Source organism: Methylocystis sp. Sn-Cys, from assembly GCF_016745395.1.
Lineage (GTDB): Bacteria > Pseudomonadota > Alphaproteobacteria > Rhizobiales > Beijerinckiaceae > Methylocystis > Methylocystis iwaonis.
The window spans coordinates 461,557-476,804 of the sequence record NZ_JAERVJ010000002.1 but is presented as its reverse complement, the minus strand read 5'-3'; the positions used below and the strand labels follow the sequence as shown (position 1 = coordinate 476,804).

Sequence of the window (15,248 nt, the reverse complement as noted above, 5' to 3'; positions counted from 1 at the left end):
CGCAAACGATTGGGCCGGTATCGGTTAGCGCGCCTGAAGGCGCGCGGTCCGGGGGGCGATATGGACCGCGCGCCTTCAGGCGCGCCAGTAACACCTCGCCATTGAAGGATGGCTATATGAGCGAAGCAACCGCGGAAGCTTTCGAGGGCGCGCAGCCCGTCTCCCGGACAAGGGCCTTTGCGTCCTTCGAATGGATGGTGGCGCTGCGCTATCTGCGCGCGCGCCGCGCCGATGGCTTCGTCTCGGTCATCGCCGGCTTCTCTTTCCTCGGCATCATGCTCGGCGTCGCCACGCTGATCGTCGTGACCTCGGTCATGAACGGCTTCCATCGCGAGCTGATGGACAAGATCATGGGCGTCAACGGCCATGCCTTTCTGCAGGCCGTGGAGACGCCGCTCACCGATTGGGAAGACGTTTCCACCAAGGCGTCGGCCGTCCCGGGGGTGAAGCTCGCCATTCCGATGGTCGAGGGCGCCGCCGGCATTTCCACGCAATTCGGGCAGTCGGGCGTCCTCGTGCGCGGTATTCGCGAGAAGGACCTCGTGCGTCTGCCGGGCATCGCCGGAAATGTAAAAATCGGGGCGCTGGAGGGCTTCGACAAAGGCGAAGGCGTCGCCATCGGCCAGCGGCTGGCGGAGACGCTCGGCGTCACCGTCGGCGACAAGGTGAGCCTGTTGATCGCCAAGGGCGCGCAGACGCCCTTCGGCGTCGCGCCGCGCATCAAGGCCTATACGGTGGCGGCGATCTTTTCGATCGGCATGTCGGAATTCGACAATGTCTTCGTCTATATGCCGCTCGCCGAGGCGCAGGTCTTCTTCAATCGCGACAAAGAGGCGACGGTCGTCGAGGTCTTCGTCGACGATCCCGAGAAGATGGATCAGTTGCGCGCGCAACTCGACAAGGCGGTCGGGCGGCCGATGATGATCACCGACTGGCGCCAGCGCAACAAGACCTTCTTCGACACGCTGCAGGTGGAGAAGAACATCCTCTTCATCATCCTGACGCTGATCGTCATCGTCGCGGCCTTCAACATCATTTCCGGCCTCACCATGCTGGTGAAGGACAAGACGCGCGACATCGCGATCCTGCGTACCATGGGCGCGTCGCGCGGCTCGGTGCTGCGCATCTTTCTGCTCATCGGCGCGTCGATCGGCGTTGTCGGCACGATCGCCGGTTTCCTGCTCGGATTGCTGATCGCGTCGAATCTGGAGACGATCCGTTCCTTCCTGAACAAGGCCTTCGACGCCAATCTTTTCCCGGCGGAATTCTACTTTCTGTCGCGGCTGCCGGCGATCGTCGATCCGCGCGAAGTGACGATGATCGTCGTCATGACGCTCGTTCTCGCCGTTCTCGCCTCGATCTTCCCCGCCTGGAAAGCCGCTTCGCTCGATCCGATCGAAGCGCTGCGGCATGAATAAGCGCGAGAGATGAGGGCATGAGCGAAGCCGTTCTCGAACTGCGCAATATTGCGCGGCACTACCGCGAAGGCGATGCGCGCCTCGATATTCTCGTCGACGTCGATCTCGCGATCTATCCGGGCGAGACGGTCGCGCTGGTCGCCCCCTCTGGCGCCGGCAAATCCACGCTGCTGCACATCGCCGGGCTTCTGGAGCGCGCCGACGGCGGGGAGACGCTGATCAATTCGGCGCCGACCTCGAAGATGAACGACCGGGAGCGCACCAGCCTGCGTCGCTCCGCCATTGGCTTCGTTTATCAGTTCCATCATCTGCTGCCGGAGTTCTCGGCGCTGGAGAATGTCGTCCTGCCGCAGATGATCAACGGCCTCGGCCGTAAGGACGCCGAGGGCCGCGCGCAGCAATTATTGGAGTATCTGCGCCTCGGGACGCGCGCGTCGCATCGGCCGTCGGAACTGTCGGGGGGCGAGCAGCAGCGCGTCGCCATCGCGCGGGCGGTCGCCAATGCGCCGCATTTGCTTCTCGCGGATGAGCCGACCGGCAATCTCGACCCACGTACGGCGGAGCATGTCTTCGCGACCTTGCTGACGCTCGCCCGCCACTCGGGCCTCGCCGCGCTCATCGCGACGCATAATCTGGACCTCGCAGAACAAATGGACCGCCGCGTCACGCTACGCGACGGCCGTGTCGAGGAGCTGCCGTAAAAGGCGAAGGCGGCCGATCGGGCCGCCTTCGGGTCGGCGCCATTCCCGACGCTCACGGCGCGAGCGATCGGGAATCCAGAGCAAAACCAGCGCTACCTTGGTCCGCCGTCATTGCGAGGAGCGTAAGCGACGAAGCAATCCAGGGCCACATCGCTGCGCTGGATTGCTTCGCTTCGCTCGCAATGACGGGAGGCGCTGGGTTCCCGGTCGGGCTTTCAGCCCGCCGGGAATGACAAGCACCAAGGCGAGCTGTTCAACTGGAAACCATATTAGAAGCCCCTCATGCTGAGGAGCCTGCGTAGCAGGCGTCTCGGAGCACGAGGGGCGTCAGCTCCCGCGCCCGATCAGGACGCCTTCTTCTTGTCCACGAACTGGGCCTTGTACCAGAGGCCGAAGCCGACCGCGGCCAAAGCCGCGAAGAAGACGGCGATGGTGATGTCCTTGGTGGCGGTCAAGCCGACCGAGAAGGGGAAGCGGGCGACATATTCCTTCGTGCCGTCGTCGCTCCTGGCCTTCACGAGGCCGATATATTTGCCTTCCTTCTGGAAGTTGTGATCGAAGGTCAGCGTGCCGGTCTTGTACTTCTTCGGCGGCGAGAAATACTCGGTGTTCGCCTCGAGATTCTCATTGTCGTCCTTCTGGCCGACGTCGCGCAGCACGCGCATCTCGAGGTTCATGTCGCGCAGCTCGTCCTGCTGAGCGTCGAGGGTGATGATGGTGGGGCCGGCGTCGGGAATGTCGTCGCAAAATTGCTCGCGCGATTTCAGCGGCTGATAGCCCGTGAAGCTCATCGTGTCGGGGCCGATCTTCATGAGGCACTGGCCCTGGTTGGAGCCGACGTCGCCATGCGCGTGCGCCTGGGCGACCCAACCGACCGTCGCCAGCGTCATGGCGACGAGAAAGCGCATTTTCATTCTGTTCCTCCCTTTGAACAAACCTTGCGCCGCTTCTTTGCCGAGCGGCTTTATCTCACCGGCGCGTCGACCGGGGGGCGGCCCCCGGCGATGAGGCGGCCGCGACCTTGCGCCAACGAGCGAAGGGCGCAACCGGCATCCCGCGGTTAGCATATATCAAGTTCGAGGCGCCTGTCTTGCGACCTTCGGCCACACAGACTGCCAGGCGCTTTACGCGCCGCAAGGCAGGATAGCTTCCGCCAGTCCGGCGATCGTCTTCCCGTTAACCATGTCCAAGTTGAGTCGCCTCCAAGGATTAATTCACCTTAGCGATTTTTCGAATTTTGCGTTAAACTTTTATTAACTCTTGCGTAGAGGCGGTCATGAGAGTTGTTTCGAGTAAAGATTGGTCTGCGTTTACAAATACTTCAACTGGCGTACGAACGCATTGGCTCCGGCAGCGCGAAGCGCTGGTTCTCTCCAAAAGCCGGCCGGGGTTCGATCGCGCCAGCGCTCACAAGATCTCCGGCGTCCTGCGTGAGATCGCCGGCGGCGAGCAGCCGCAACTGAGATTTCTGGTGTTCGACTTCGCCGAAGGCGCCGGCGCGGCGGTCGCGCCGGACGGTTTCGCGGAAATGGTGGCGGCCACTGCGGAGCTGATTATCGACACCCCCGTCATCACGATCGCATGGGCGCGTTCGCTTCTTGCCGGTCTGGATTTCGATTTTGCCATGAATTGCGCTGCGATCGTGGCTGAAAGGGAAGCGTGTTTTTCCTTTGCCGGCGAACCCTTCGACCTTTTCGGCCTCTATGCCGCGGTCGGTCGCCGGATCGGCTTTTCCAGAACGGAGCGGTTGATCGAAAGCGAGCAAACCCTTTCAGCCGCCGAGGCGCGCGATCTGATGCTGGTCAGGGATGTTGTGCCGGCGCAGCCAGAGTTTTCCGGCATCTCGACCTATCTGACGCAATTCGACCGGCACTATAACGCGTCCCACGCAATCTTCCGCGCGCAGCGCATGGCCGAACCGCCGATCGATCGGCGGCCGGTCATCGACATCGTGCATCGATAGTCAGGCTGTTTCCACTCGAACAGCTCGCATTGGGGCTTTCCCAAGTGGGCTGACAGAATTCGGGTTAACGAGCAGACGTGTTCCAGCGTCATGGCCGCGCTTGTCGCGGCCATCCACGCCGCGCCGATGCGAAAGCGGTAAACATTAGCGAGCAACGCCCGCTTCTTCTTCCCGCGTGTCGTAACGTCCTGGCGTGGATGCCCGCGACAAGCGCGGGCATGACGCGACTGCGTGGGGTTTGTAGCCTGGATCCGGAGCCTTGGGTTATCAGGCGGCGCTTTCGAGCCGCGGCGCGTCGCTCCAGCATTCGAGGAGCGGCGCAAGCTCCTCGATCGGACGCGGCTTGCTGTAGAGATAGCCCTGGATCAAGAAAATATTCTTGCTCGCCATGAAGCCGAGCTGGGCTTGGGTTTCCACGCCCTCGGCGACAAGGTCGAGATTGAGGTCTTTCGCCAGCGCCGAAATGGCGCTGATGATCGCCTGCGTTTTGGGGGACTCGATCGCCTGTCGCGAGAAGGCTTGATCGATCTTCACCTTCTTCACGGGGAAGCGGTTCAGATAGCTCAGGCTGCTGTAGCCGGTCCCGAAATCGTCGAGAGACAGCCGCGCGCCCAGAGCGTCGATTTTCGCGAGCTTTGCCTGGATGTCATCGGTGTTGCTGATCAGGGTCGACTCGGTGATTTCGAGCTCCAGCCGGTCGGGGTCGAGACCACTGTCGTCGAGCGCCGTCGCGATCGTGTCGATGAGGTCCGCCTGATGGAACTGTTTCGGCGCAAGATTGACGGCGACCCGGACATGCCGCGGCCAGGCGACCGCGTCCTCGCAAGCCCGCCGCAGAACCCATGCGCCGATTTCGACGATCAAGCCAGTCTGTTCGGCGACCGGAATGAAGACGCCGGGGGAGATGATGCCGCGCTCGGGATGGCGCCAGCGAACCAGCGCCTCCATCGCGACGATCGCGCCGCGACGGGAGTCGACGATCGGCTGGTAGAATAGCGCCAGCTCGTCTTTGACCAACGCTTCGCGGAGCTCTTCCTCGATGGCGCGCTTTTCGAGCAAGGCGTCCTGCATCTTGGGGCTGTATCGGACCGCTGTCCCGCGAGCCCCCAATTTGGCTTCGTAAAGCGCCAGATCGGCGCATTTGAGCAGGCCGATGGGAGTGTCGGCGTCTTGCGGCGCGATCGCAAGGCCTATCGTCGCGCCGACCGTGATGCGATGCCCGTCGATCCGGAAGGGGCGGCTCAATTCCTTCAGAATAACGGCGCTCATCGCGTCGATCTGCGACGCCTCATGCGGCGCGCGCATCAAGATGCAGAATTCGTCGCCGCCGAGCCGGGCGACCAGATTCGGCGTCGGGGCGCAGGCGCTGAGCCGCGCGCCGACATGGGCGAGCAGCTTGTCGCCGACCATATGGCCAAGCGTGTCGTTGACTTCCTTGAAGCGATCGAGATCGACGGTGATCAGGACGGCGTTCCCCTCGGTCACGCCGAGGCGGAGCATGTCCGCCCCGAGTGCGTCCTGGAAATGATAGCGATTGGGAAGGCCCGTCAGTTCGTCGAAATGAGCGATGCGCTCGATTTCGCGTAGCGCTCGTTGCTGGGTGGTCACGTCCTCGATGACCGTGACGAAAGCCCCGCCTTCGGCGCGCTCACAGTGGAAGTTGAAGTAGCGTTCGCCGATCCGCCGCATGAAGACGGTCGCTTGCGGCATAGCGGCGTGCCGCATCCAGAGTTCCTTGAACTCCTCGATTTCCGCCGGCGACATATTGGCGGTGCGGCCAATGGCGTGAGCCAGCGCGTCGAGCTTGATGGGCGTTGCAGCGGCGACGATTCCGAAAAACTCGACGATGCGCCGATTCATCACCGAGATGGTTAGCGAAGAGTCGCCCATGCAGAGGCCATGGGTCATGGAGTTCAGGGCGATGCTGAACTTCTGGCGCTGGCGCATGGCGTCGCGGCCGTTACGCAGCGCGGAGACGAGAATGTTCTTGAGGAACTTCGTGGTCTTGAAGACCGCCAGCGCGCCAAACCCGAGAAACGCCGAGATGCCCCAATACCAGGGAGAAAAGTTGAAAATGATCGTGAAGGCGAGGGGCATGCAGGTGCCCATCATTTGCCAGAACACGATGTTCGGACGCGCAGCGTTGCGGGCCGCGAGATTCCCGGTGACGCCGGTCATGATGATCACGCCGTAATAGGCCGCGATTTCGTTTTCGTGATAATTGAACAATATTGCGGTGGCGACGCCGAGCGTGACCATAAAGCTAATCGCGCCGACGGCGTAGCGCCGTTCCCAAATCTCTGCATCCCGGCGACGCGCCTCGATCGGCGCGCGATCATGGGAAAGCAGGACATGAACGCGATAGACCCCGATCAGCGACATCAGGCCCGCGAGCCAGAGATACGAGGTTTCTCTGGTTGAAATCCAGGCAATGGCGGGGACGAGCACGCCCGACAGAATGCCGGTGACGAGCGAGTGCGTCGTGTCGAACAGCGTCTCGACGAGATCGGCGTAAATTTCCGCTTCGGCGGCGGATCTGGGATTGGTCGAGGCTTTGGCCTGCATGCCACGTTCCCTTGTCGTCACGACGAGCTAGATACCAGAAGTTGCTCGCCTTCCGGAGCGTTTTGTCTTGACCCGATCAACCGCTTCTGAGCGCGCACCAGTCTCTCCATATGGCGCAGGTCGCGCTCTTCGATGCGCGCCGAGCATTCCGCCCAAAGCTCGGTGATCCGGATGAGCTCGTCGTGAGTGACGGGATGGCTGCGACGCCGGGCTTCGGCGATGGCGCGCCGGCGCCGCCATTTTTTGCCGCCGGCGTCGCGCATCCATTCGACCGCGGCCGCGCGGATGGTTCCGGGCGAGGTGACTTGATCGATGACTTCCAGCTCGAACATTTGACGGCCCGTATAGGTCTGGCCGCTCATGATGATTTGCTGAGTAAGGGCGGAGCCGACGCGGCGGGTCAACATGGTGACTGCGCCCATCCCCGGGAAAGTATTGAAGGCGACCTCGGGAAGGCCAAACATCGCATTTTCTTCGGCAAGAATGAAATCGAAGGCGAGCGCCGCCTCGAGCGCGCCGCCAAGGCACTGTCCCTGCACGGCGCAGAGCGTGACGATCGGCAAATCGAGGCTCTGGGAGTAACCGTAAACGAGATCGACGCAGGCGTGCGCATAGGTAACCAAGGTCGCAAGATCCTGGCGCCGGATCGCCGCGGCAAATGTCGCCAGATCCCCTCCGAGGGAAAAGACGCCGGGCCGCTTGGCCGTCATGACCAAATATCTGAAAGGAAATTCCTCGATCCGCCCGGACATGCCCAAGACCCTGAGGGAATCGCGCAATTGCAGCAGCTCGGCGAGCATGGTCGGCGTGTAGCATTGCGGCGCGTCGACGCGATAATTCATCCAGACGGACGCCGTTTCACGGTCGTAGTCGATTTCCAGCGTTTCGAAACGCCAATTGGGAAATTCGCTCGGATCCTTCGGGCCGCGAAAGACGATTCCCGTCATGGACATGCTCCTGCGCCATCTGTGGCGGCGACTGGTTGGCTTGCTCCCGGTTTCGATCCGCCTTCGGCTCAGCAGGACTGACGGCCAAGATTAACGCGCATCTGTTGGCCCGCGAGGAAGAGATGCAAACCAGCTAGTCTTTAGAGATATACGGCCTGAAGTTGTATATTATCATAGCTGCTAGTCTCCGGTGAAATTCTGAAAGAAAAGGTAAAATCCTTGATTTATTTCAATCAGGCGGTGTTTACCCTTGGAATACAGTCAGATATAACCGTCACACAGTCGCGAACCAGGTCGCCAGCCCGGCCGCCTCATGTTCCAGAATATCGTCATGAATCGCCCATTTGCCGGGCGCGTCGGCAATAAAGGAAACATGCTTCGTCTTGGCGGCGGGAACGATGACGCCGTTTCGCCAATAGGGCTCCCAGCCGTCGTCGAGATCATGCAAGAGCCGCATGGCGTGACCGTGAACATGCATCGCGAGCGGAACCATTGATTTGTTCACATAGCCGAGCGTGACCGGCGTCCCGCGCTTCACGCTGAACAGTGGCGGGCCGTCGTAGCCGTGTGTCGCGGCGCCGTTGATGACCCAGCCGGCGCCGCCCGCCGGGCCGGGCTCGATCACCAGATCGACTTTCTTGGCGTTGTTGAGCTTGATCTCTGCGGGCAGCGCAGGGTTTGAGGGCAGAGAGTAGATAAGGCCCCGCTTCTCAGCGCGCGCTCCTTTCGCCGTGGCGACGAGAATCTCGCTTTCGCTATTGTTGGGGCCGCGCAGGAGGACTCGCGCTTTGGCGCCTTCCGTCGCCGGCATGTCGAAGATGAGCTCGAATCGCGCGCCGGGCGCGACGGGGATGCTGCGCCGCACCGGCTCAAAAGCCTCGCAAGGCTGGCTGTCGATCGCGACGACGAAGGGCTGCACGCCATCGAAGGTCAGGATCATGATCCTGGCGTTGGCGAGATTGGCGAGCCGCAGACGCACGCGCGAATTTGCCTGAAACTCGGCGGTCGCCGGCGCCGCCTTGCCGTTGACGGCGAGCGTCGGGCCGATACGTCCGGCGGCGCGCGCCTCGCTGGCGTCGCCGAAAGCCCCCTCGATCTTGCCCTGCGCGTCGAGGCGCCAATCGTCGAGGACGAGGAGCAGATCGTGGTCGGTGGGCAGGGGGTCGGGCTCGTCCACGACCAAAAGGCCTTTGAGGCCGCGGCCGATCAGCTCGGGCGTCTTGCCATAGACGCTCGGCCGGTAGCAGAAGAGGCCGGGCTCCGACAGCTTGCGGCGGTAGTCGAATGCGCCTCCCGGCGCGACGGCTGCCTGCGTCAGCGGTGCGACGCCGTCCATGGCGTTCTCGCCGCGCATGCCATGCCAATGGATCGTCGCCGGGAGGTCGAGCTTGTTGACGAGGCGGACGTCGAGGTCCTCGCCCTGCTTGTAGCGCAGCACAGGCCCCGGCGCGACGCCGTCGAAGCCGAGGATGTCCGTTTCAGCCTGGCCGAGCTTTGCTTTGCCGGCGCGCGCCTCGATGACGCGCGGGCCCTTTTGCGGCGCCCCTCGTGCGGGGAGGGCGACGACGCTGGCGGCGACCCCGGTCAGAAAGGCGCGGCGGTTGAGCGAGGGCATAGGCTTGCGTCCTTGCGAGAGTGTAACGAGTTGACGGCGACGCTCGCGTCAGCGCGGCGCCGAGGCGGGGGCGCCAACGTCCTGTATTGTGCAGTTCAGCCGCGGTCGTCCCGGCAAGTCCAGCGTCGCCTCATTGCCCTTGTTCCAGAACTGCGCCTCGCCAGCCCCGAAAGCGCCCGTGTAACGCGCGCCCGACGCCGCCAGCGCCTGTTGCAGAACGACGGATTTGTCGCGCCAGGAGAGGAAGGCGAGGGCGGGCGAAATATTCACGAAGGTGACGTCGAGCAGCCCGTCCAGCCCGGGGCATGAGGCGATGAAGGGGCCAAGGCTCGTTCCCTCGGCGTCCTTCGACCGCACGTCGGGGTAGCCTTGCCTCAGGCGGTAGATGCGCTCGATGAGCGTGCGCTGCAGGCAGGGTTTGGCGTCCTTGCAGGCCGAAAGCGTCTTGCGAAAGCTCGCCTGGCTCTCGGTCAAGTCCTTCTTCCGAGCCGCCATCAGCGGCGCGGCCGTAGCCAAATCGGCAAGACGGGACTCTTCTTTATCCAGCCCTTCGAGGGTCGCATCCTCGCAAATGAATTTGACCGGGGCCCTGGAGGTCTTGGCGCATTCCATCGGCGTCGCAGCGGCGAATCCTATCGAGATGAGGGAGAGGAGCGCTATGGCGGCCGCGCGGGTCATGAGGCGTGCTCCGAAAAGAGGATCGAGAAAGGCGATACATTCTAGCGGTCGCAAGCCAAAACGTCGCTTCCGGACATACGTATTTTTTTGAAGCATCCCGCGCCGACCATGCTATAGAGCGGCGCCCGCGCTCGCGGGCTTCAGGTTTCGCGGCGGGTCCGGATGGGGCCGCTCACGCGGGCGTGGCGGAACTGGTAGACGCGCCGGATTTAGGTTCCGGTGACGAAAGTCGTGGGGGTTCGACTCCCTCCGCCCGCACCAAATGCCGCAGTTTCGCGGAAATTATGCCAAGCCGCCGCGCGCACGGCCGGCTCTAAAGTTGTAGAAGGCGATCGACATGCAAGTTACGCAAACCTCCTCCCAGGGTTTGAAGCAGGAATTCAAGGTCGTGCTGCCGGCGGCCGATCTCGCCGCCAAGCTCGGCGCGCAGCTCGCCGAAATGCAGGCCAAGGCCCAGATCAAAGGCTTCCGCCCCGGCAAGGCTCCGATCGCCCATCTCAAGAAGCTCTATGGCAAGAGCATCATGGGCGACGTCCTGCAGGAGTCCGTCAACGAGGCGAACCGCAAGATCGTCGAGGAGCATGAGCTGCGAATCGCCGTCGAGCCGAAGCTCGATTTCCCCGGCGGGCAGGAAGAGCTCGAACGCGCGCTCGAGGCCGAGGGCGACCTCGCCTTCACCGTGACCTTCGAGACGCTGCCGAAGTTCGAGATCGGCTCGTTCGACGACATTTCTATCGAGCGCCCGGTCGCCGAGATCGCCGACGCGGACATCGACACGGCGTTGCAGAATCTGGCGGATCGCGCCCAGGAATTCGAGCCGCGCGCGGAAGGCGCCAAGGCCGAGAAGGGCGACAAGCTCACGATCGATTTCACCGGCAAGCTCGACGGCGTCGCCTTCGAGGGCGGCACGGGCGGCGACATCGACCTGGTGCTGGGCTCCAACACCTTCATTCCCGGCTTCGAGGAGCAGCTCGAAGGCGCGGGCGTGGGTGAGCAGCGCCTGGTGAAGGTCAAGTTCCCGGAGGATTATTCGGCTCAGCATCTCGCCGGCAAGGACGCCGAGTTCGACGTGACGGTGAAGGCGATCGCCGCGCCGAAGTCGCTCGAGATCGGCGAGGAGCTCGCCAAGAAATATGGCTTCGAGAGTTTCGACGCCATGAAGGAAGCGGTGAAGGGCAATCTCGAGGCCGACTTCCACAAGGTCTCGCGCGACAAGCTGAAGCGCGCGCTGCTCGACGCCCTCGACAGCCGCTATTCCTTCGAGCTGCCCGAGACGCTCGTCGAACAGGAATTCAACAACATCTGGGGTCAGCACGAGGCCGAGAGCCGCCGCGCGAATCAGCCGGTCGCCGAAGAAGGCAAGACCGAGGACGAAACCCGCGCGGAGTTCCGCAAGATCGCCGAGCGCCGCGTGCGCCTCGGGCTGGTTCTCGCGGAAATCGGCCAGAACGCCGGCGTGAAGGTCGAGGACAAGGATCTGACCGAGGCCCTCGTCGAGCGCGTCCGCATGTTCCCGGGCCAGGAAAAGCAGGTCTGGGACTTCTATCGCAACAATGAGCAGGCGCTCGCCCAGTTGCGCGCGCCGATCTACGAAGAGCGCGTCGTCGACCATATCTCCAAGCTCATCAAGATCACGGACAAGACCGTGACCAAGGAAGAGCTGTTCAAGGAAGAAGAGGCGTAAAAGCGTTCGGGCAATCGCAACGCCGGGCGTGAGCCATCCCTCCCCTTTACGGGGAGGGTGGCCCCGCCGTAAGGCGGGGTCGGGTGGGGTAAGGCCCCACCGCTCTCATTGCGGCGCGGACCCCACCCGGCGGCGGCCTTCGGCCGCCGACCTCCCCGTAAAGGGGAGGTATCGGGCTAACGACGCTGGACGGTCGCTTGTCCGCGAGCCTTAAGTCTTTTGTTGATCCCTTTGGCGCCGCGCTTGCCAGATCGCTCTTCGCCCGAGAAGCGGAAGCTTCGTTTGCGTCCCGGCGCGCTCCGGCATATGACGGGACAAGAATTCCCGGCGGAGGGCCCCTGCGCCGGCAAGACCATATGAGACGGCCGTGCGGCAGGTTCGGGTAAATGCTTCGCGGCTGGTCTAATGCGCGCGGTCTCCTGCGAGGAGACGCGCAGGGAAGGCGATGCGATGCGTGATCCGATCGAGGTCTATAGCCAATATCTCATTCCGCAGGTGATCGAAAATACGTCGCGCGGCGAACGCGGCTTCGACATCTATTCGCGCCTGTTGCGCGAGCGGATCATCTTCCTCACCGGGCCGGTCGAGGACCACATGGCCTCGGTCATCATCGCCCAGCTCCTTTTCCTCGAATCGGAAAATCCGAAGAAGGAAATCTCCCTCTACATCAACTCGCCGGGCGGCGTGGTGACGGCGGGTCTCGCCATCTACGACACGATGCAGTTCATCAAGCCGAAGGTCTCGACGCTCTGCGTTGGCCAGGCGGCCTCGATGGGCTCGCTGCTACTCTGCGCCGGCGAGGCCGGCATGCGCTATGCGCTCCCCAACGCCCGCGTCATGCTGCATCAGCCCTCGGGCGGCTTCCAGGGCCAGGCGTCGGACATTCAGCGCCACGCCGAGGACATACTGAAGGTCAAGAAGCGCCTGAACGACATTTATGTCCGCCACTCCGGCAAGGATTACGACACGATCGAGCGCACGCTCGACCGCGATCACTTCATGTCGGCGGAAGAGGCGAAGGCGTTCGGCATCGTCGACAGCGTGCAAGAGAAGCGTCCCGACGACGAGTCAGAAGCCAAGAGCTGAAATGGTTTCTCTCCCGCATGGGGCCGATAGGGCGCCTTGTGCGGGAGAGAGCCCGCCGCGCTAAGCGGCGGCGCCAAAAAATAAATTGCGTCCGCCGTTCCTTCGGGGAAAAAGAGCGGACCTTTGGGTGAGAGAAACGGGGCTATAAGGGCGCGCATGTTTCGCAAGATTTTGATCGCCAACCGTGGCGAAATCGCCTGCCGCATCATCAAGACGGCAAAGAAGATGGGCATCGCCACGGTCGCCGTCTATTCGGACGCCGACGCCGACGCCCTGCATGTGGAGATGGCGGATGAGGCGATCCACCTTGGCCCGCCGCCCGCCGCGCAGTCCTATCTGCTCATCGACAAGATCATCGCGGCCTGCAAGCAGACCGGCGCCGAAGCCGTGCATCCCGGCTATGGCTTCCTCTCCGAGCGCGCGGCTTTCGCCACGGCGCTGAAGGACGCCGGCATCGTCTTCATCGGCCCGAACCAGCGCGCCATCGAGGCGATGGGCGACAAGATCGAATCGAAGAAATTCGCCTCGGCCGCCAAGGTCAGCGTCGTGCCGGGCTATCTCGGCGTGATCGAATCGCCGGAAGAGGCGGTGAAGATCGCCAAGGACATCGGCTATCCGGTGATGCTGAAGGCTTCCGCCGGCGGCGGCGGCAAGGGCATGCGCATCGCTTTCAACGACGCCGAGGTGATCGAGGGCTTCACCCGCGCCCGTTCGGAGGCGGCGTCGTCCTTCGGCGATGATCGCGTCTTCGTCGAGAAGTTCATCCAGAACCCGCGCCATATCGAAATTCAGGTGCTGGGCGACAAGCACGGCAATGTCATTCACCTCAATGAGCGTGAGTGTTCGATCCAGCGTCGCAACCAGAAAGTGATCGAGGAGGCGCCGTCGCCGCTGCTCGACGCCGCCACCCGCGCCGAAATGGGCGCGCAGGCCGTCGCGCTCGCCAAGGCTGTCGACTACGATTCGGCCGGCACGGTGGAATTCGTCGCGGGCCAGGACAAGAGCTTCTACTTCCTCGAGATGAACACCCGCCTGCAGGTGGAGCATCCGGTCACCGAGCTCATCACCGGCATCGATCTCGTCGAGCAGATGATCCGCGTCGCCGCCGGCGAGCCCCTGCAGCTCAAGCAGGAGAATGTGAAGATCAACGGCTGGGCGGTGGAAAGCCGCATCTATGCCGAAGATCCGACCCGCAACTTCCTGCCCTCCATCGGCCGTCTGGTGAAATATCGCCCGCCGGAGGAAAAGAAGGAAGACGGCGTCACTGTCCGTAACGACACGGGCGTCACCGAGGGCCGCGAGATTTCGATCCATTACGATCCGATGATCGCGAAGCTCGTCACGCACGCCCCCGACCGCTTGACCGCCATCCAGGCCCAGGCCGACGCGCTCGATCGTTTCCTCATCGACGGCATTCGCCACAACATTCCCTTCCTCTCGACGCTGATGCAGATGGAGCGTTGGCGGTCGGGCACGCTTTCGACGGGGTTCATCGCCGAGGAGTTCCCGGAAGGCTTCGCCGCGCCGGAGCCCACGGGCGATCTCGCTTTGACGCTCGCCGCCGTCGCGACGCTGATGGATCACATCGGCAACGCCCGCAAACGCATGATCAGCGGCCAGCTCATGAGCGGCCGCCCGGTCGAATTTTCGCGCGACCGCGTCTGCATGCTCGCCGATACGCGCTATGACGTCTCGCTCGAGGAGCAGGGCGAGGCGCTCGTCGTGCAGTTCTCCGGCGCCGATAACCGCGCCCATCGCGTATCCTCGCAGTGGCGGCCGGGCGACGCGGTCTTCAAGGGCGATGTCGACGGCCATACGGTCTATGTGCAGACGCGGCCGATCCTCAATGGTTACGAGCTGGCCCATCAGGGCGTGAGCGTGCAGGCGCGCGTCTACACGCAGCGCGAGGCCGAGCTCGCCGCTTTGATGCCCAAGAAGAAGGACACCGGCGCCTCCAAACATCTGCTGTGTCCGATGCCGGGTCTCGTAAAGACCATCGACGTCAAGGAAGGGCAGGAAGTAAAGGCGGGCGAGGCGCTCTGCATGGTCGAGGCCATGAAGATGGAGAACGTCCTGCGCGCCGAGCGGGATGTGACCATCAAGAAGATCCTCGCGAAGCCCGGCGACAGCCTCGCGGTCGACGCGGTGATCATGGAATTCGCGTAAGCGGCTCAGATGGGCCGGTGATGCATTTCCGTTTGATCGGCTCGCGTCGGTCTTGTCATTCCCGGCGGGCTGAAAGCCCGACCGGGAATCCAGAGCCTCAAGAGCACCGGTTTTGACTTGGACTCCCGATCGCTCGCTTCGCGAGCGTCGGGAATTACAACGAACTGATCAAGCGATTAACACGCGGCCTCCCGGGGCCGCGTTTTTGTTTGCGCGGCTGAAGCCGCGCGGTCCATGAGCGTCTTCGGACCGCGCGCCTTCAGGCGCGCCAAGCGACCAAATCTTCCGCTTGGATCATACGGGATCCGCTCGATTGGTTCGGCGCCATCCCCGACGCAAGCGCCGTTCGAACACACAGGAAATCACCGCCGTCATTGCGAGGAGCAAAGCGACGAAGCAATCCAGGGCCGCATCGCTGCCCTGGA

The 15,248-nt window shown here is 63.0% G+C and carries 11 protein-coding genes and 1 tRNA gene; 7 read left to right on the top strand and 5 right to left on the bottom strand.

Annotation, left to right across the window (positions count from 1 at the left end; all coding sequences use genetic code 11):
- Positions 1-116 precede the first annotated feature (116 nt).
- Positions 117-1,418: a lipoprotein-releasing ABC transporter permease subunit gene (locus JJT62_RS07070; RefSeq protein ID WP_202071988.1), complete on the top strand. Its 1,302-nt coding sequence runs from the start codon at positions 117-119 to the stop codon at positions 1,416-1,418.
- A gap of 17 nt (positions 1,419-1,435) precedes the next feature.
- On the top strand, positions 1,436-2,119 hold the full coding sequence (locus tag JJT62_RS07065) for an ABC transporter ATP-binding protein (protein WP_202071987.1): 684 nt from the start codon (positions 1,436-1,438) through the stop codon (positions 2,117-2,119).
- A gap of 344 nt (positions 2,120-2,463) precedes the next feature.
- Here JJT62_RS07065 and JJT62_RS07060 read toward each other — a convergent pair whose 3' ends face one another.
- The gene (locus tag JJT62_RS07060) at positions 2,464-3,033 is read right to left on the bottom strand and encodes a hypothetical protein (protein WP_202071986.1); all 570 of its coding nucleotides are present in this window, start codon (positions 3,031-3,033) and stop codon (positions 2,464-2,466) included.
- Between the two features lie 362 nt (positions 3,034-3,395).
- Between JJT62_RS07060 and JJT62_RS07055 the strand changes: the two genes are divergently transcribed.
- Positions 3,396-4,082 (top strand): enoyl-CoA hydratase, encoded by a 687-nt coding sequence (locus JJT62_RS07055; protein WP_202071985.1) that lies wholly within the window; start codon positions 3,396-3,398, stop codon positions 4,080-4,082.
- Between the two features lie 267 nt (positions 4,083-4,349).
- Here the strand turns inward: JJT62_RS07055 and JJT62_RS07050 are convergent, their stop codons facing one another.
- From JJT62_RS07050 to JJT62_RS07035, 4 genes are all read right to left on the bottom strand, one after another.
- Entirely contained in the window at positions 4,350-6,647 is a 2,298-nt protein-coding gene (locus JJT62_RS07050) for a bifunctional diguanylate cyclase/phosphodiesterase (protein ID WP_202071984.1), read from the bottom strand.
- Between the two features lie 17 nt (positions 6,648-6,664).
- Positions 6,665-7,594 carry a crotonase/enoyl-CoA hydratase family protein gene (locus JJT62_RS07045; protein WP_202071983.1) on the bottom strand — a complete coding sequence of 310 codons (930 nt, stop codon included), beginning with the start codon at positions 7,592-7,594 and terminating at the stop codon, positions 6,665-6,667.
- A 274-nt stretch (positions 7,595-7,868) separates the two neighbouring features.
- Positions 7,869-9,209: a multicopper oxidase family protein gene (locus JJT62_RS07040; RefSeq protein ID WP_202071982.1), complete on the bottom strand. Its 1,341-nt coding sequence runs from the start codon at positions 9,207-9,209 to the stop codon at positions 7,869-7,871.
- A 48-nt stretch (positions 9,210-9,257) separates the two neighbouring features.
- Entirely contained in the window at positions 9,258-9,887 is a 630-nt protein-coding gene (locus JJT62_RS07035) for an MliC family protein (protein WP_202071981.1), read from the bottom strand.
- A 176-nt stretch (positions 9,888-10,063) separates the two neighbouring features.
- Between JJT62_RS07035 and JJT62_RS07030 the strand changes: the two genes are divergently transcribed.
- The 4 genes from JJT62_RS07030 (at position 10,064) to JJT62_RS07015 (ending at position 14,823) form a co-directional block, all read left to right on the top strand.
- Positions 10,064-10,148: transfer RNA gene (locus JJT62_RS07030), tRNA-Leu, on the top strand.
- A gap of 76 nt (positions 10,149-10,224) precedes the next feature.
- A complete protein-coding gene (tig, locus tag JJT62_RS07025; RefSeq protein WP_202071980.1) occupies positions 10,225-11,571 on the top strand; it encodes a trigger factor in 1,347 nt (448 codons plus the stop codon).
- Between the two features lie 450 nt (positions 11,572-12,021).
- Positions 12,022-12,657 carry an ATP-dependent Clp endopeptidase proteolytic subunit ClpP gene (gene clpP / locus JJT62_RS07020; RefSeq protein WP_202071979.1) on the top strand — a complete coding sequence of 212 codons (636 nt, stop codon included), beginning with the start codon at positions 12,022-12,024 and terminating at the stop codon, positions 12,655-12,657.
- A 156-nt stretch (positions 12,658-12,813) separates the two neighbouring features.
- Positions 12,814-14,823 (top strand): acetyl/propionyl/methylcrotonyl-CoA carboxylase subunit alpha, encoded by a 2,010-nt coding sequence (locus JJT62_RS07015; protein ID WP_202071978.1) that lies wholly within the window; start codon positions 12,814-12,816, stop codon positions 14,821-14,823.
- Positions 14,824-15,248: the final 425 nt, after the last annotated feature.